The organism is Bartonella sp. CL25QHWL, assembly GCF_042195335.1.
In the GTDB taxonomy this organism is placed as follows: domain Bacteria; phylum Pseudomonadota; class Alphaproteobacteria; order Rhizobiales; family Rhizobiaceae; genus Bartonella.
In genome coordinates this window covers 82,636-100,458 of the sequence record NZ_JBHIOE010000009.1, presented here as the reverse complement: position 1 = coordinate 100,458, position 17,823 = coordinate 82,636, and the positions used below count along the sequence as shown (strand labels likewise).

Annotated in this window: 14 protein-coding genes; 5 read left to right on the top strand and 9 right to left on the bottom strand. The window is 37.9% G+C overall.

Annotated elements, in window-relative coordinates; all coding sequences use genetic code 11:
- Window positions 1–392 precede the first annotated feature (392 nt).
- Window positions 393–2,381 (top strand): M23 family metallopeptidase, encoded by a 1,989-nt coding sequence (locus tag ACFILY_RS06715; protein WP_375637715.1) that lies wholly within the window; start codon window positions 393–395, stop codon window positions 2,379–2,381.
- A 904-nt stretch (window positions 2,382–3,285) separates the two neighbouring features.
- On the opposite strand, the gene ACFILY_RS06710 is transcribed toward ACFILY_RS06715, so the two are convergent.
- From ACFILY_RS06710 to ACFILY_RS06700, 3 genes are all read right to left on the bottom strand, one after another.
- Window positions 3,286–4,716 (bottom strand): sensor histidine kinase, encoded by a 1,431-nt coding sequence (locus tag ACFILY_RS06710; protein WP_375631403.1) that lies wholly within the window; start codon window positions 4,714–4,716, stop codon window positions 3,286–3,288.
- Between the two features lie 224 nt (window positions 4,717–4,940).
- Window positions 4,941–5,495 (bottom strand): RNA polymerase sigma factor, encoded by a 555-nt coding sequence (locus ACFILY_RS06705; protein ID WP_375631404.1) that lies wholly within the window; start codon window positions 5,493–5,495, stop codon window positions 4,941–4,943.
- A gap of 7 nt (window positions 5,496–5,502) precedes the next feature.
- The gene (locus ACFILY_RS06700; protein WP_015856821.1) at window positions 5,503–5,706 is read right to left on the bottom strand and encodes a NepR family anti-sigma factor; all 204 of its coding nucleotides are present in this window, start codon (window positions 5,704–5,706) and stop codon (window positions 5,503–5,505) included.
- 169 nt (window positions 5,707–5,875) lie between these two features.
- On the opposite strand from ACFILY_RS06700, the gene ACFILY_RS06695 reads away from it, so the two are divergent.
- The 4 genes from ACFILY_RS06695 (at window position 5,876) to ACFILY_RS06680 (ending at window position 9,641) form a co-directional block, all read left to right on the top strand.
- Entirely contained in the window at window positions 5,876–6,670 is a 795-nt protein-coding gene (locus tag ACFILY_RS06695; RefSeq protein ID WP_273791319.1) for a response regulator, read from the top strand.
- 22 nt (window positions 6,671–6,692) lie between these two features.
- On the top strand, window positions 6,693–7,706 hold the full coding sequence (locus tag ACFILY_RS06690) for a sensor histidine kinase (protein ID WP_375631405.1): 1,014 nt from the start codon (window positions 6,693–6,695) through the stop codon (window positions 7,704–7,706).
- A gap of 1,075 nt (window positions 7,707–8,781) precedes the next feature.
- Window positions 8,782–9,147, top strand: coding sequence for a hypothetical protein (locus tag ACFILY_RS06685; protein ID WP_273791326.1), 366 nt, complete (start codon window positions 8,782–8,784; stop codon window positions 9,145–9,147).
- Window positions 9,148–9,194: 47 nt separating this feature from the next.
- Entirely contained in the window at window positions 9,195–9,641 is a 447-nt protein-coding gene (locus tag ACFILY_RS06680) for a hypothetical protein (protein WP_375657829.1), read from the top strand.
- Between the two features lie 1,539 nt (window positions 9,642–11,180).
- On the opposite strand, the gene ACFILY_RS06675 is transcribed toward ACFILY_RS06680, so the two are convergent.
- The 6 genes from ACFILY_RS06675 to ACFILY_RS06650 all read right to left on the bottom strand — a co-directional run bounded on the left by ACFILY_RS06675 (window position 11,181) and on the right by ACFILY_RS06650 (window position 17,702).
- Window positions 11,181–11,942 carry a DUF4167 domain-containing protein gene (locus ACFILY_RS06675; protein WP_375637714.1) on the bottom strand — a complete coding sequence of 254 codons (762 nt, stop codon included), beginning with the start codon at window positions 11,940–11,942 and terminating at the stop codon, window positions 11,181–11,183.
- 1,691 nt (window positions 11,943–13,633) lie between these two features.
- On the bottom strand, window positions 13,634–14,077 hold the full coding sequence (locus ACFILY_RS06670; protein ID WP_273791315.1) for a hypothetical protein: 444 nt from the start codon (window positions 14,075–14,077) through the stop codon (window positions 13,634–13,636).
- Window positions 14,078–14,996: 919 nt separating this feature from the next.
- Entirely contained in the window at window positions 14,997–15,794 is a 798-nt protein-coding gene (locus tag ACFILY_RS06665) for a hypothetical protein (RefSeq protein WP_375631408.1), read from the bottom strand.
- Between the two features lie 90 nt (window positions 15,795–15,884).
- Window positions 15,885–16,211 (bottom strand): hypothetical protein, encoded by a 327-nt coding sequence (locus ACFILY_RS06660; protein WP_273791313.1) that lies wholly within the window; start codon window positions 16,209–16,211, stop codon window positions 15,885–15,887.
- Window positions 16,212–16,910: 699 nt separating this feature from the next.
- Entirely contained in the window at window positions 16,911–17,276 is a 366-nt protein-coding gene (locus ACFILY_RS06655) for a hypothetical protein (RefSeq protein ID WP_273791312.1), read from the bottom strand.
- Between the two features lie 138 nt (window positions 17,277–17,414).
- Window positions 17,415–17,702, bottom strand: coding sequence for a hypothetical protein (locus ACFILY_RS06650; RefSeq protein WP_273791311.1), 288 nt, complete (start codon window positions 17,700–17,702; stop codon window positions 17,415–17,417).
- Window positions 17,703–17,823: the final 121 nt, after the last annotated feature.

Genomic DNA, 17,823 nt, shown 5'->3' with positions numbered 1-17,823 from the left:
TTTAAATAAAATAACCCAAACATTTCCAATAAAATATTGTAACAAAAAATCCTATTTCAAGACATTATTGGAAAAATCTGCCTTCATAAAAATAAAACATGAAAACAAAAGGAGTTCAAAGAGAGCATGGCGCCTTTAAAGTAAAATATAGCACCCCATTGCAATGCATGAAAATAGGAAGTTGCCTAAGAATGAGTTAATCTCAATAACGCTTGTTTTATGCTACTTTAATAAGGAAATTTTTCTGCACAGGTACGATTTATAAAGACATTGCTGTATAAAGAGAATCGCATGATCTGTAATTTGTAAAAAGAATCAAATTCCTGTAGAAGCATGCTAAGCTATCTATCTAGCTTTCTTTATTTAATATTGAAAAGTACTCTTATAAATCTATGTGGGATAACGAACAACAAAAAAACGATCCTGGACAGGACCCTGCTCTTGTCGTCAAACGCTTGCGGCCTGCGCGCCGACAGGTCTCTGCTCGTTGGCTTACGGGAACCATTCTGACAGGAATCACTTCCTGCATTCTTATGGGGATTGCACTTTTTACGGCTCTTGATGAACAACAGCGATTGGTAACACCGCCACAATGGTTTACGCAGGAAAACCTATCAGAATCACAAGACCCTGAGGCCAATGGGTATAAAGGTGATCGTATTTCTCCCACCCATGCACGGCAAAGCTTTGACAGAAAACGTCAATTTGAACTATCGATTCTACAAAAAAAAGGCGATGAAAAAGTCATTCAAACACAACATTTTGAATGGATTCGTATGGCTTTAGCCGAAAATCGCCCCCAGAAATATAGCTATCCAAAATTTGATTCTTTAAGCATTCTTGCCAGTGATTCGCAAAGTCAAAATATTGCACCACAAGAAGATTCTGGGCAGATTTACGGTGCAAAAATCGAAACAAAACTCACCTTACGCAGCTATGATTTTAAGGTAAATCAATTCGATTTTGATGACAGCGACACATTGACAGATGAAGAGGCACAACAAGAAGTGCAAAAAGCTGGATTTACTTTAGAAAAGAGCACCGAACTTCTTTCAGTTCTCACATTGATTGATCCTTTAAAGTTAGAAGATGCATCCTCCCCTTCCCAAGGCACAGAATCCCCTGAAGTTCGAATCGTTCAAGAAAATGTAACCGTTTCTCCTCAAAGCCACCGTATCGATCTGACGAAAAACTATGTTGAAGATATTATTCCTATTCGTAAAAAACAAACGATAGCCGATGCTTTCAAAAAAACCAGTTATACAAAAAAGCAAATTGACCAAGTTGTAAAAACGCTAGAAAAAATAAGCCTTTCCGATACTCTTAAAGAGGGAAGCCTTTTACGCATTGGTATCGTGACACAAGCTGGTGAAAAAGACCATCTCGTACGCGCAAGTATCTATCAAGGGATGCATCATGTTCTCACCATTGCCCTGAATGATAAAGGCCAATTCATTGAAAGCACAGAGCCTAAAATGTCTAAAGCGCTTAAAACGGCTTTTCAAAATGGTATTCCGCATTCTTACATCAATAGCGCGCAATTACCAACGGCTTATGATGCACTCTATAGTGCTTTGCTCAGTCATAATATATCACAATCTCTCTCTCATCGTCTTATTCGTCTGCTGGCCACCAATATTGACATGAAAAGTCCGATAACACCCAATGATCAGATCGAAATATTTTATGCCATACCACAAAGCGATAAAGAAAACAAAAACGGCAAAAAGAACTTGAAAGCAAAGGAAGCATCCAAAAACACTGATCCAGAAATTCGTTATATTAGCGCAACTTTTGGAAATACAACTTATAAATATTACCGTTATCAATTAAAAGATGGAAGCGTTGATTATTATGATTCTGAAGGGAAGAGTTCAAAGCCTTTCTTGCTGCGCAAACCCACACCAAATGGCATTTTTGGCTCCCCCTTTGGTCCACGCAAACATCCTATTTTAGGCTATATTCGCATGCATACGGGTGTTGACTGGGTTGCTCCTAAAGGATCGCCCATTATTGCTGTAGGAGATGGTATTGTCACAAAAGTAGGCGTAACAGGCGGCTATGGAAATCACACGGAAATTCAACATGCCAATGGATATGTCAGCAGTTATTCACACCAAAGTCGTTATGCACCAGACATCAAACCAGGCGTAAAAGTACGACAAGGACAAATTATTGGATATGTTGGATCAACAGGAATGGCAACCGGTCCCCATTGTCATTTTGAAATCATTGTTAATGGCGTCAAAGTTGATCCCATGCGCATTCGTATACCGGATAGCAAAGCCTTAACCAATCAAGACCTACAAACATTCCTACAAGAAAAAAACAATATTGATTCTTTGATCAACAGCCCGATAGCACCCTCCGAAGAGACTTAACGCATGAAAGCATCTGCATTTTCACGACTCAAAACATCTAAAAATATGCTTTAGCGCTTACTTTTCTCAAAGAGATTTCCGCACTTTAAATATCTATTAAAGGATACGTCGAAATATGCCACCACCCAAGGTCGCATCACAATGATTAAAAATAAAACGCCCTCCCCTTTTCAGGTTTACGCACAATAGAAAAGTGAAAAATATGAACCCCCAAAAGGCTAACTCTTCTTGTTTATTTTATCAAAACGATAAAAATCCCTTTGTTTTCCATGCAATAAAGTTTTAAATCAAAGGTGAGTTTTTCTAAAGAATGAAGATTCTAAAATCCATATCATTCTATAAACAACCCGACTTCTTGTTGAATAGATTCCACTTGTTGAATGTATGCTGTTCATAGCCCTAAAGGACGGTGTTTCATGAACTTTATGAGCAAGTTTTACCTAAGAGAATATTCCTTACACACTTTTACAAAAACACCCCATATTTAAAGTTTTAACAGCCCTTACAAAAAATAACAAAACTTAAAAAAAACAATCTCTTCGCAAAGAAATAGAGCTTACGAATATAAGTATTATTATTGGCTTAAAGGAGCACTTATTCAAAATAAATTTAAAGGCTCACTTAAGCACTTCAAAGCTCTAAGACAAGGAGAACTTTGAAAGCCGATCATCGGAGTCAATAAAGCAAAAAAACAACGAGAGAGAAAATCAAACATTACACCAAAAGATAAAGAAGCAAAGTTGCCTTTCTTGAAGACAATCGATAATTTAATATTAAAGAGTGCTGTGTTCGCGCTACTGAAGCCGTATTTTTCCTTCTTCTTGTGAAAAGATGCCCTCCCCATACATTCACGATGAATGAAAGGCAGCTTACCACGAGCAAAGAGTTTAACCCTTTAAAAAAATCAGTCAGAGCTTTTTTTTGAACTATTCATGCTAAGTTTTGGCAAAGGAATAACAATCTTTGTGCCTCCTAAAGCAGAAGTTTCAAACAGAGGTTTTTCACCAAATTGCATACAGAGCTGTTCCACAACCACACGACCAAGCCCTGTTTTTTGTTTTAAAGTTTGGCTTTTCATTCCCACGCCATCATCTTCTACAATGAGCATCAATTGTCCATCTTTCTGGGGACCAAAGGAGATATAAATATGACCCGACCGTTGATCAGGAAAGGCATGTTTTAAGGAATTTGTCAGCAGTTCACCAAGGATAATTCCAAGTGTTGTCGCATCTCTTGAAGACAGGCGACAATCTTTAAAGTTGGTGTGAATGGTGATGTTTTCTCGCAATTCAAAAGGAACTGCCAATTCGACATCATGCACAACAGAACTAAGAAACTCTGCCAATAAAGTCGTTTCCATATCATCACTTAAGCGCAAACGACGATGTGCTGTAGAAATTGTCTGAATACGATCACGTGCAGCACCTAGAACAGAACGTACCTCTTCATTTTTGCTCCGGTTTAACTGGAGCCCCAGCAAAGAAGACACCGTTCCAAGAGAATTGCCAATGCGATGGCTTGCATCCTGCAACAATATTTCAACCCGTTGGCGTTCTTTTTCAGCGTGATTACGTGCTCTTTCTAATTCTTGTGTTCGTTCTTTCACGCGGGCTTCCAGAGCGATATTTTCGCTATGAAGCAGCAATTGATACAATTTTAAAGAGCGCATATCACGATGAAAACGATTAATAACAAAATAGGCAGAAATAAAGGTACTTACAACGGAAACAATAGCCGCCAAAGTCAAAGCAGCCCGCATCAATGCGATACCCTCACGCTGTTTTTGTCGCACTACATCATCCCCATTAATAAAGCTTGTCATCAATTGAGCTAAACGTGCCACAGGAATCTTTGATACTTCCAAAGAGTCCGCATGAGAAGGTTGAGAAGGTTGTTCAGGAATCGCATCAAGAGCATGCATATGGGCATTCATAAAGGCTTTTCGTGCTTCAACCTCTTCTTTAAAAGCCGTAAACCATTTATACCACTGGGGATGCGCATAAACAATAAGTGCGATATAGTCGAGAATATTCCCCAACTCCCGCTCTGAATTTTCAAAACGTATTTTATCTTCCGCCTTGCGCGTTTTTGCATAGCTGCGATCAGCAACAGCCATATCAATCAAGCTAATAAGGACCAAATCAGCCTGTTCGCGCAATTCTGAACTTGTATTCAACTGTGCGATTTCTCGATCAACGGCATTTGAAAGCAACATAATAAAAACCGATGCCAAAAGAGCCATAACAAGAGAAACAACAATCGCACCCCACCGCCAGCGTGATATCGTTGCATCAGAAGAAGGCATTTGAGGCATCAAATTTGTTTTTGTTGTCATAGAATGTCCATTGGCGAACTTGAAAGTCGTCATTTTTCAGCACAAAGGAAGGCAACCTTATGGAACATAAAACCTAAAGCCCGTGAGAAAGTTTTATACAGGCTTTTCTTGTGTTCCTAAGGATACACGCCAAACTTCTGAATTTCCTCAGATACTGACTTTACTGTAATAGCTATAACGGGAATAAAAAAAACAAGGCTATCGATCATAATTATTATGCTTTTTTAGCCGTTAAATGAACACAATGTACTTCCAGCTGAGTAAGAATCAGGACCATAATCAGACTCACCATCCACCTTAAGAAGTTCTTGTAATCGATTACGCGCCCTGCTCACACGGCTTTTAATGGTTCCAACAGCACAACCACAAATAGTCGCAGCATCTTCATAAGAAAACCCCGATGCGCCAATGAGAATAATGGCTTCTCTTTGATCGGCAGAAAGCAAATTTAAGGCTTTTTTGAAATCTTGCAAATCAAGCGATCCATATTGAGCAGGATGAACAGCGACATTTTGAGTAAACACGCCATCGGTATCTTGAACTTCTCTTCCCTTTTTACGCATTTGACTATAAAATTCATTGCGCAAAATGGTAAAAAGCCAAGCTTTAAGATTAGTCCCCATCTCAAAACTATCTTGCTTAGCCCATGCCTTCATAACAGTATCTTGAACCAAATCTTCAGCTTTATCGTGCTTGCCACTTAAAGAAACAGCAAAAGCTCGTAAAGCCGGCAACACAGAAAGGAGTTCTTGTTTAAAGTTTTTCGCGCGCTTTGACATAAAGGATTCAAACCTTTTCCACATTGTTTAAGCCAAATTGCTCTGCGCGCTCCAACTTCTCTAAAAGCTCAAGCAAACACCGTGGCAGTGCCTCTTCTTGAATTTCCATGTAAAATTGACGTAACTTCCGTGCTATTTCGCTATTGACCCCGAGAAGATCATCTCCAACTGTAAATTGTGTGGTGAGATTTTTTTCATCACGGTCGTTCATTTTTCATCCCCCTAATCCATATAATATTGGTAGCACCGCGAAGAATTTTTTCGCCTTATAGTTGTAAATATAGCTGTCGGTAAAAAGTTCCATACAAATCAAGGAACTTTTTTATCGGTTGAGAATTTCAACCAACAAAGTGCTTGAAAGGTCAAAGGAGTTATAAATTATGTCATTATCAACGCGTATTGCCCCGCATCTTCCCTATCTTCGGCGTTTTGCCCGCTCTGTCACCGGTAGCCAATCCTCTGGCGATGCTTATGTGTCAGCGATGTTGGAAGCACTCATTGCCGACATCTCCATTTTTCCCAAAGCCTCCACTGACCGAATTGGTACCTATTGGCTTTTTTGCCATCTTTTTGACCAAACCACACCGAACATCCCAGAACCCCTGCCTCAATTTGGTCTTGAACAAAAAACCAGTGCCAAATTATCCTATCTCACGCCCCGTGCACGCCAAGCATTTTTGCTCATTGCCGTTGAAGGATTTCATGAACAAGAAGCCAGCGAAATCATGAATCTGGATACGAAAGAATTCCGCAAGCTTCTCAACCAAGCATCTATTGATATTTCTCAACAAATTGCCACTGAAGTCATGATTATTGAAGATGAACCTCTTATTGCACTTGATATTGAGCAAATGGTAGAAAGCCTAGGTCATCATGTTGTAGGAATAGCGCGCACGCGTGATGAAGCTGTCATTATGTATCATAAGAAAAAACCACGGTTGATTTTGGCTGATATTCAATTAGCCGATAACAGTTCAGGTATTGATGCGGTCAACGAGATTTTGAAAAATGACCGTATACCAGTGATTTTCATCACGGCTTTTCCCGAAAGGCTTCTCACTGGCGAGCGTCCAGAACCAACTTTTTTAGTGACCAAACCTTTTAACCCAGATATGGTGAAAGCGCTTATTTCCCAAGCTTTATTTTTTCAAGAGAATGCTTCTAAAGCGGCTTAGAACAGGGTAACATCTTAAAATTATGATTGTTACGCCTCTTTCAAAGCCTCCCATGGATAAATCTCATATGAGTGCGCTCATGCAAGCGATTCGTGGTGCGGATATTTGCGTTCTCTATCAGGCAACAAATCTGGTTTATTTATGGGCTGAAAACTTGCCCCACCATTTGCACAATAAATGGCGGGTTGGGTGTCGTGACAGCGACTTTTTTTCGCTTGACCTTGCAGACAATATGGAAACCATCAAACTGCAAGTTTTAGCCAGTGGCAAAATGCAAACTGTTGAAGCACGTTTTGAAGATACAAACAAACAAGAGATTTGGTACAAATTTTCTATTGATTGCCACCGCAATGATAACGAAGACATTATTGGTATTATCACCACCGGTGTCAATATTTCCGGCTTACGCCGCCGTGAACAAGTGCTTAAAATCCTTCTTCGCGAAGTCAGTCACCGTTCTAAAAATCTTCTAGCGATCATTCAAAGTATTGCCAGTCAAACCGCCCGCTATACTGAATCTCTTCAAGTTTTTTTACGAAAATTTCAAGGTCGTCTTCATTCTCTTTCTCATTCTCAAGATCTGATCACGGATTCCGATTGGCGTGGTGCTCAATTTCGCGAATTGGTCCAAACGCAGGCTTTAGGCTATTTAATGAAAGAAACAGAACGTTTTTCACTTGAAGGCGTCGATCCTTATCTTTTTCCCAATGCCGCTTTGCATATTGGTTTGGCTTTTCATGAACTGATTGTCAATTCTCTTTCTTTTGGAGCCCTTTCCCAAGAAAAGGGGAGCATCTGTGTACGCTGTGAAATCGAAACAAAACTGAATGGCAAAACGCAACTTATCATCACGTGGCATGAAAATTTTGAATCCGGCATCCCTCCCACAAACAATAAAAAAGCCTGTTTTGGTAGTGCCGTTCTCGAAAAAATCGTTCCCATTTCCGTGAATGGTTCAGCTTCCCTCAAATTGACACAAGAAGGAATTGTCTATTGCCTCTCTGTTCCTGATACTTATTTTGATATTTTTTCTTAAAAGAGCATTTTAAACAATGAACAAGAGAAGTTTCCCCTTTTTTAGTAAAATGTCTCATCTGTTTATTAAGCACAAAGACATTTTCCAACCTCTTTAAACCAACCTCTATAGTCCCCCAATAGTTCCCCAAAACCTTAACGAAAAACCTTAACGATGAGAACTGAAAGCTACATAAAATCCATTCCCGCTGTTAATCAACTTCCATCCCTCATATAACCGGCATATTTTAAAACAGAAACCAAAACGATAAAGAGCAAACCGTTTCAACTTTTACTATGCCAAATAAAAGCGAGCCTATTACCCATCTCTTTTTGTGTAATTTTCGCAATGCGCATATAATTTTATTTTGGCATAATATGCAATTTCAAGGAGTAAAGCTAACATCCATCATCATTCTTCAGCTTTACGGGCTTTAAGCCTCCACGACAACGACAATTAATTGATGAAAATTGCATATTTTACGCTTTTATTTATCGCATTCTATAATGGAGATATTCTCTTCAGGTACAATAGGACATTCTAAAACAGAATACACTTATGTCTTTCATTCACGCACTTTTTTAATATTTCCCAGCGCATCCACGCTCATTTCAAAACAGTATCTGTAAATAAGATATAATAGCCCCCAGCCCCCGTAAAGTGAACCATCAAACCCGCCCCCCTTGTTACGCCATATCCTTCTTTACCTTCATGCCCCTTTTCACTTCATAAAAGTAGTAGCTGAGCATCATCATACCATTTGTCTTTCATGTTACAACAGCCATTGACCTTTGAGAGCGTCCATAAGAGGCATTTTAGGCTTTTTTTCAAATATTTCTCATTGATACAAAGCCCCTACACACCCCTTTATGACGTGCAAACCAATGACTTTGATTAATTCACTATAGAATAGCATCTCAAAGGGGAAAACCCATCTCAAAGGGGAAAACCCATCTCAAAGGGGAAAACCCATCTCAAAGGGGAAAACCCATCTCAAAGGGGAACTAAAAAACTTTGAAAGCGTTTAACAGTGAAGAAGCCCCTAGGCTGACAAATTGGAGTCCGCTCTGTCAACCTCTCATTTGGAAAATAATTGATGAATCCCCTTGTTTTTATCCTCTTATTAGTTTCATGTACAGATGATTTTAATAGTTGCTATTCGAACAATACAATGGTTAAAATCTATCCAACGGCTCAAGCTTGTGAACAAGCCATGGTACCGTCCACAAAAAAGTTTGCACTTTATGGACAACAAATTTTTGCCCAATGTATAAACGTACATGCAAATTTGCATCAACAAGAAGTAAACTTGATCTGGTCTGTAACAAACCATGGAAATTTTCTTCTTAAAAGCCAAAACGTAAAGGACAAGGTGTCTACAGTCCACAAAGAAGATATTTTACCAACATCGCTTCCTCTTTTGCATTCTTCTTCCACAAACCTCTTGCACAAAAAACTTTAAAAGCATAAACCCATCAGATCTCAAAAAAATAATCAATGAAAGACATGATGGATAATAAGCGAATGCAACCTTCAAAAGACCATCACACAGAGCAAAATTCTCTGCCTCAAGATCTCCCTTTAGACCCTGCCGTAGAACGAGTGAGAAAAAAACTTATGGGTTTAATGATTATTTCCGTTTTAATAACGCTTTTCCTTATTCTAACCGTACTGTTTTTAATTGTTTATAAAGTGATAACAACCGGATCAGCGCCAAAACAAACCGAGTTATCTTCCTCTCCCAGCAAAAACCCACACGTTATCCATCATACGCTCTCTCTACCGGAAAAAACACAGATTTTGTCGCAAAGCCTCTCAGAACACAATATTGTACTGAAAGTTTTAACCCCTGATGGACAAACAAAATTTATGATTTACAATTATCATACCGGTGCTCTAATCGCCGTTCTTTCTGTTGAAACAACAAAAGAGAGTTCGAAGATAATGCCTCATTAAGAAAACTAACATCAATAAGCGCTTAACATAGCATCCTTGAAGATTTAACATTTTCTGCAAGCCGACACTATCACACGCTTTGCCAACTCGTGGGTGTTGCCAACAGCCCTTGGCGCTAGAGAGAGTTCATAAGAGCCATTTTTATTCCTTTCTTATACAAATTTATCCACACGGGCTCTCCCCGTTTGCAACGTGCAAGCGAATGGTTTTTGTTGATTCAACATGGAACAAATTTGGACATGAGAGAATTCTAGGGGCTTAGGGGCTCCAACCTAACATTCAAAACAATGAATTATTATTATAAATCAATGTGATAAGTCTTAAATATTCACCACACGGGCGACGGCGCGTTTTTTACTGTATCCCCTCACTTAAATCTTGGAAAAGAAGAAACCTTTCTGTCAACGCATTCCCATTTTTAAGAAAACTGACATCACTTGGGAAAAGCTAATAAACGTGCAAGAAATACCTCTTCTTGAGTGCAAAAATTCAACATATTAATTTATAGTGATGATTTATTTTGCATGTCAAACGAGAATCTCAAATACTGTATGATTCTCCCTTTCAAATCTGTTCGTAAGAAACTGAATCAAAATCATTTCTTTACATATCCCAGCAAGGAAATGGATGAATAAAAATACCTCTTATGAATGATCCGGTATCAAAAGAAGAACTGTTGTAACATTGAAAATTAAAGCAATAACGCCCAGCTTACATCTTTTATTAAGCAAAGATAGCCGATGAATTTCACATGATAGAATTCATGAACACCAACGCGAAATGGGCATAAATACATTGAACAATATTAAATATAAGTGTGAATTAAATAAAACAACGACATTGCGTTCTTCATAAAAGAACTGCCTCTTAAAATACACGGATGCGGTTTTCTCTGTATTCCCTTACTTAAATCCCAGCAAAGAGGCAATCTTTTCTGTCAACACCCTTTGTTAAGTCTCAATACTGCCCGTGAAAATCTAAAGAAAGCGCAAGAGGCTTCTTGAGTATATACAATTTACTATCATAATACCAATAACATCACCACAAGCGCTTATACAGCACCTTTCAGGTTTAAACATTTTTCTCTGCCTCAAGATTGACCACTTGAGCGACGGCGTGGTTTTCCCTGTATTCCCTTACTTAAATCCCAGCAAAGAGGCAATCTTTTCTGTCAACACCCTTTGTTAAGTCTCAATACTGCCCGTGAAAATCTAAAGAAAGCGCAAGAGGCTTCTTGAGTATATATAATTTACTATCATGATACCAATAATATCACCACAAGCGCTTATACAGCACCTTTCAGGTTTAAACATTTTCCTCTGCCTCAAGATTGACCACTTGAGCGACGACGTATCTTTCCCTGTATTCCCTTACTTAAATCCCAGCAAAGAGGCAATCTTTTCTGTCAACACCCTTTGTTAAGTCCCAATACTGCCCGTGAAAATCTAAAGAAAGCGCAAGAGGCTTCTTGAGTATATACAATTTACTATCATAATACCAATAACATCACCACAAGCGCTTATACAGCACCTTTCAGGTTTAAACATTTTCCTCTGCCTCAAGATTGACCACTCGGCGACGGCGTGGTTTTCTCTGTATCCCCTCACCTAATCCAGGCAAGGAAGAATCCTCTTTTGTTGCTGTTGATGCATCTCCATTGCTAGAGCTTTCTGCTGTTGTAAGTGAAAGCTCAAGAGATGATTCATCTTGAGTCCGTACAGTACGTCGACGGGGAGAACGACGTGTTTTTTTGACGGGTTCAACATTTTTCTCAGAAAGACTGTGCTCTTGATCTGTTTTTTCATCCGATAGAGCCTCTAAAGCGTTTCCACGCGCATCCCCATTTTGCGCTTTATCATATTGGCCATTGCCATTTTTTTGCGACGACATTTGTAATACATCTGTATCACCCTCAACAGTATCCTTTTTTTCACCGTCAAGATTTATTTCACCGCATTCTTGCCCATTGTTTTCATCACGATTTTCGTTTTCATCACCACGATTTTCATCACGCCGAACCGATTGAGACATTTGCCCAGCTGCTGCTAAAATAATACGCAAATAGTGCTCGGCATGTTGTAAATAATTTTCCGACATAACACGATCGCCTGCACCTTGTGCATCACGCGCAAGGCTTATGTATTTATCAGCAATTTGCTGAGCATTCCCGCGAATTTTAACATCCGGACCGCTACTTTCATAATTGCGAGACAACGGATTAGGACCGCGACGATTATTATTGTTATTACCATTATTGTTATTATTGCGACCGCGTACCCGTCTATTTTGTTGTGGCCTCATCTTTATCCCTTTTTGGAGTGTTTGTCTTATTGTGTGTCTTAATTGACGCTTCCTCATTACATTATCTTTTGATAATGCTGATCATTTTTAACATACGATTATCAAGCTATCCGCGTTTATTTCACTCAAACGAACCCTACTGATATTGATAAAAGCATATATTTTCTTGAAAATCACAAAACAGCAGGGAAATCGTAAATCAAAAATTCCCTTTTTCTCTGTCAAACAGCAGAAATCTAATGATGTTCACGTAAAATGCCAAGTGTTTTTTTTAAAATAAACCATATTTCACTAAAAAAATAATTATCTTGTGGAAAACAAAAAGGAAAACACACACACAACATACCTGACAAAGAAAAAATTCCTGCCAGAGAATATTAGAAGCTTCCTTTTTTGCTCTAAAACCACAGCTCTTAAAAACGCCGATATTCTCTACCCCTCGTGCATTTAAACCACAAGCACTTCCATCCCAACGAGTCACTGCGCGAACCTCTTTATTTTATAAATATAGCCTCTCTTCATCGCTAAAGCAACCCCTTGCGAGCGATAATCCACGATCGCTTCACAAAACCTCTTGATTTTTATAGATAGATTAACACGAAGTATTATTCAAGCCCTATAATCACCAAGAGATCAATCTTCTTTTCCAAATAAGCTAACGATACTATCAATTTCTATTTTAACCCATAGAGTTTTTAAGTTAATCACAGTTTTTATTTATAACAAATTGAGCTTAAAAATAAAATACTTAAATACAAAAAAATATTAAATTATGAAAAACCCGACCAATATATCAAACTTTTTTTTAAAAAATCAGTTTCTTCTCAACAAAATACCCTCCTCAAAGCCTATCAATAAGAATGGACTAACGCATTTCCTCACTTATCTTTTCTGATAAAGTATTTTCTGATAAAGAAAACTAGAATTATAAAACAAGCACATTTGTAAACCCAGCACAGCGTTTTACGCATGAAGAAGCCTTGAATGTTTATAAAAGGAAGTTTTTTTACTCATTTTAGTCATGTCTATTGACTTACCCCCTCAAAGAACGAAGATTCTCGAGTCACACTGGTCTGTCAACAATGAAAATTCTTATAAAATTCGTACAGTGAATTGGTTTATAATGATAATTCATATTTGTTGTGTTGAGTAAGAAAACTTAATACCGTAGGATTTTTCATTTTCTATCTGTTTGCTGTTGAATCAATCTCTTTTTCTTGCATGTTACACGTGGGAAAACCTGCGTGGAGTAAAAACAATAAAAAAGACTTAAAGTACCTCTTATGAACCGTCTCTAAGGCTAAAGGGCTGTCGAGAGGCACCATTGGGAGCGAGCAAAGTGTGAGATAGTACCGGCTTACTCTTTTTTAAACCATAAAGATGAACATGCTCTATAAATTTTATACATTTTATGAGGATTATACCATTCACTAAAACCATTATGAAATGGATTTCCCACACTCGTTATTTCCCTTTAAAAAGCGCAACAAATCCTCCTGAAACTCCACCACGCCCTCCCCTTAAACATTTCAAGACGGCATCCATACCTTATGTCGCCACACCTTAAATAAGAAGTGCGATATAACAAGATAAATAAATCAGGTTGCTATTGGTCTTGAGGCAGATAGTCATTTAAGAGGCTTTTATTTTTTTATAAAAATTCGCTTCCTTTTAACTTTCCGTATAAAAACTTAAAAGTAATTGCGCCTTTTGCCTGTTTTATTTTCTTTTTCATTGAGAAAACAGTCTCGTAAGAGAAAATAATTTCCATCCCCAGGACGGACCATCGTCAAACATTGTTTTTTAGCACTATCAGAAAGCTTATCCCACATTTCACGAATAGCAAAATAGGCCTCACTTTCCAAATTAAGACAATGCTGATAAACTTCTCTTTTCATATCGGGCATAACGGAAGCAGAAATTTCCTTGCAATATACGCGCAGATCAAAAACAGGAATAACCAATTCAACGGGTGCTTGTTGTGTTACTTTTTTATGAGAAGAAAAATAACTAACCACCTTAGCAACAACAAAACACAAAAACACTATACAAAAAAGTATTATGCAAACAAAAGCAATCTTGCGATATAATCTTTTGAAATAAGCCTTTTGTCTTGCTCGAATTCTTTTTTCCATAAAGATTGTACCCTTTAATATCCCAAGAGAAGCTTTTACAGCAAAAAATGATAGAAGTATTTGTGTACACAATACAGGTTATAGCAACAAACGATCAAGACTCTTATGTCAAAAGCCCCTCTTTTTTTATCGTATAATTCTTATCGTATAAAATTCTTGTAAAACACTTTTCTCATGCCCTTTATGAAAAAATAGGGCTGATGATTTTCTCTCACCACCTTTAAAGACGAAGATTCTTCATCCATGCGGATCTATAAACAATTCGTCTTCTTTAAGACATGTCATATTGATTTATAAAGAGTATTTATTGTTTTGCACGTTGAATGAGAGACCCGAACACCATAGGATTCTCTCATTTCAAACCTGTTTATGTTAAATCAACCAAAACCATGTCGCTTACAAGTTACAAGCGGAACTGGCATGTGGATTAAAAACTGTATAAGAAAGGCATATGCCTCTTATGAAGCGTCTCACGAACCAAGGCTGTCGTAATATTGGGAGCGAGCAAATACAATGATGGTGCGGGCTTGCCTCTACATAAGTGTAAAGATGGGAGTGCTCAATGGATTTACCGTTATTCACCACACAAACACTTCATATATAAAATCTTACACGCCTTCTATTACCGCCCCCTCAAAAAGCAGTCGCTAAAACAAGATAAGAAATTATTGATGTAAAACTCCAAACAAAGAAAAGAACGGACTTTCTAATCGAGATCAACAAATACTGTTAAATCAACGCTTCCATTTTTGATGATGTCACACCTATGCTTTATAGCACCCCTATCACACTTCATAATACCGAAAAATTTTCTCTGCCCTACGCACTATGCGCATCAGAACCAATCAAATAAAACAGAAATGCGCTATCTCCCTACTTTTTTGTTTTTGATTAAATAGCAAGATATAGCTGTAATTCTTTAAAGAGCTTCATACCATAGATTCATTTTATACATAATATCATCAACAGAATGTTTGTATGTGCTGCAGGAAGAATCCCCAGAACGCTCCATATGACCACTGGATGAAGAGCTGTTACAGGATTCTACAAGAAATGCCAGTGACATTGGAGATAACGCATCCTCGCTATCAGAATAATAAGCTGATAAAAAAGTGTAATCTTGTGAAGGAAGTGTCCCCGAATTTACTTGTGATGGAGCGGCAACAAAAAGAGAATTAAAGGTTCTAGGACCAATGACAATATCACCATTCGCTTGCTGCATAATACTTCTTGCAGAGTATATATGATTTGTATTGATTGCCCCCAGCGAAGCCCATTCATCCTGCCATAAATATGCATAATAAAGATCCATAACTTGTTCATGTTGAACAACGTTGTCAGCAGACATGGCTGTATCAAAGAGTGAGTTAGGAACATAATAAAAATTTATATCTGGAATAATTTCATATAGCCAGTACGTTTCATCAGGATTATTAGCAATCTGTTGCCGCGCCATTCTGTAAACTGCATCCATATTTGCAGTTGTAGACACAAATGCTGAAGTCTGTTGAGCAATAGAGTGCCCAGTTACATGATGTATGATATCCTGATCATCCCCCCAAGGGGCAAAACCTCCTCCAAAGAATATAACAGATGGAGAGCGATCATCTATACGGAAAACCATATGGGGAGGATCAATAGCATATGACAGATTTACATCTGAAAAGAAAAAAAATAAAACTGTCACTAAAAATACTGAGAATGCTCTTTGAAACATTTTTATACCTTTGATATACACTCCATATTTTATACCTGTAACCTCTTGAAGCGTTACAGATATAAAAAGGGAGAAAAACCCCTATTGATCTTATTTTAAAGTGATGGCTAAAACCCTTTTTGCTGGCACATGACCCGCTTCAAAAATAACCATTACTTTTCTGTTCAAAATGACTGCGGTTTTTGCCAAATCCAAAATACTTTTTCCAACAATGTTATCACAGCCCCAAATACCTTTTTGAATGTCTGAAGTAGGGCTGATACCGTATCTGAGCTCTAGGCGACATTGTGCTCCTGCGCTAACGACTTGAACCGAATTGAGATAACCGTTTTGTTCATAAACTCCAGCATGAGAAACACCTGTTGTTAATGCTATCATCACCAAAACAATGGATATTTTTTTCAAAAAACTTTTCATAATTTACCTCTTTTAAATTTATTGCAACGGACATGAAATGCATCCCCATGCAATCTAATGGATATTTTTAGCCTCCTCGCCTCCTTAAAGACGAGAATTTTGACCAGCTTTAGCCCGTGATAAGGCTGCCTCATCTCAGTCTATTCTGACCCCTACCCCGCTTGTTGCACGATTTATTTTACAGGCTCTACAGCAAAGCCTTCCCTTATTGGTGCCGCGTGAATGATGACTTATTCACACAACAAAACATCGCATGCACAAGCTCTATCATTGGCAATACTACCACTGAAAATGTCTGCCATTGTTAATGTACGTGCATTCTACGGATTCAAAATGTGTCTATGATTTATTGCCTATCGCAAGCGGCATACTGTCAACAAAGACAATTAAGACAAGTATTTACAGCCTCACTACGCTTAAAATCTTTCTAACACCAAACGCTAGAATGAAATTGCCATCTAAGCTCAAACGACGATTGATGCAAAATTACTCAGTTTAAAATAGAAAAAACTGTAGTTGAATATCTTAAGATAGATCCTCAATACCGATCACTCATGAATTCTGTAAAACATGAACGATTATACTCTGAGTAAAAACTGTAAATCAGAAAACTGCTAGGGTTAAAATAACCTTAGTGTAGAAGATTGACCATTTTCCAAGCATCACTTATTTAAGTCACAACGAATACAGATAATACGCTTAATTATCACGCACTCTCAGCCCTCGAATAACATTGATTGGATAGTTACTTCTGTAACAAATATCAACGAATTGCGATGTACTGTAAGCTCTATAGGCCAGCTCAACAATCTCAGGACTTTGAATATGAAATGTTCTTCCTGTAATTTGTGACATTTCTGGCTCTTCTGTAGGCCTCGTTTCCAAAACAGAGAGAATATTTACCCCTTGCAAATTTTTATATGGAATGACAGAAATATTATTGATGATTTGTGATCGAACCATTGTTCCGCCGATATCTGAACAATCATCTGAAATAGTCCTCAAACGTGCAGAAGCTGGTCCAGTAAGACACAAAGCTAAAAATATTAAAATCAATTTTTTCATTATAGAATACCTCTTTTTCATTTTTGGTTGATCAAAAAAATAAATGCTCTATGGACAGGCAAATAACTATCCTGTTCACAACTATCTATCTCACTGCTTTAAAGGAGCTAAATCCCATAGAGACACAAATCGAGATGGTTAATCACCCATCGTTTTACTTTTATCCGCTTCTTCAGCGTCTTGTTTGTGTTTCACATCTTCAAGATCTTTGATAATCGTTTTCAATTGTTGTTCTAAAATATCCAAACGCTGTGTAAGTTGGAGAATATTTTGAGTCTGTATTTTATCAAAACATTGGAGATCTTGACGTGTTTGCTTCAACAGAGCATTCAAAGGAGCATGTCCCATTCTTCCGCTAGCATAAAGAACCACACGAATACATTCCGGATCATCAATATCAGCAATAGAAAATGGAAAAAGTGCCATTATATCCCCCTTTTTGATAAGCTAAACGCGTATTAAGGCATTTGCATCTCTTTTTTCGTTGTACGGCTCTTGCATTTCTCAGAAAACCTCAGAAAACCTCAGAAAACCTCAGAAAACCTCA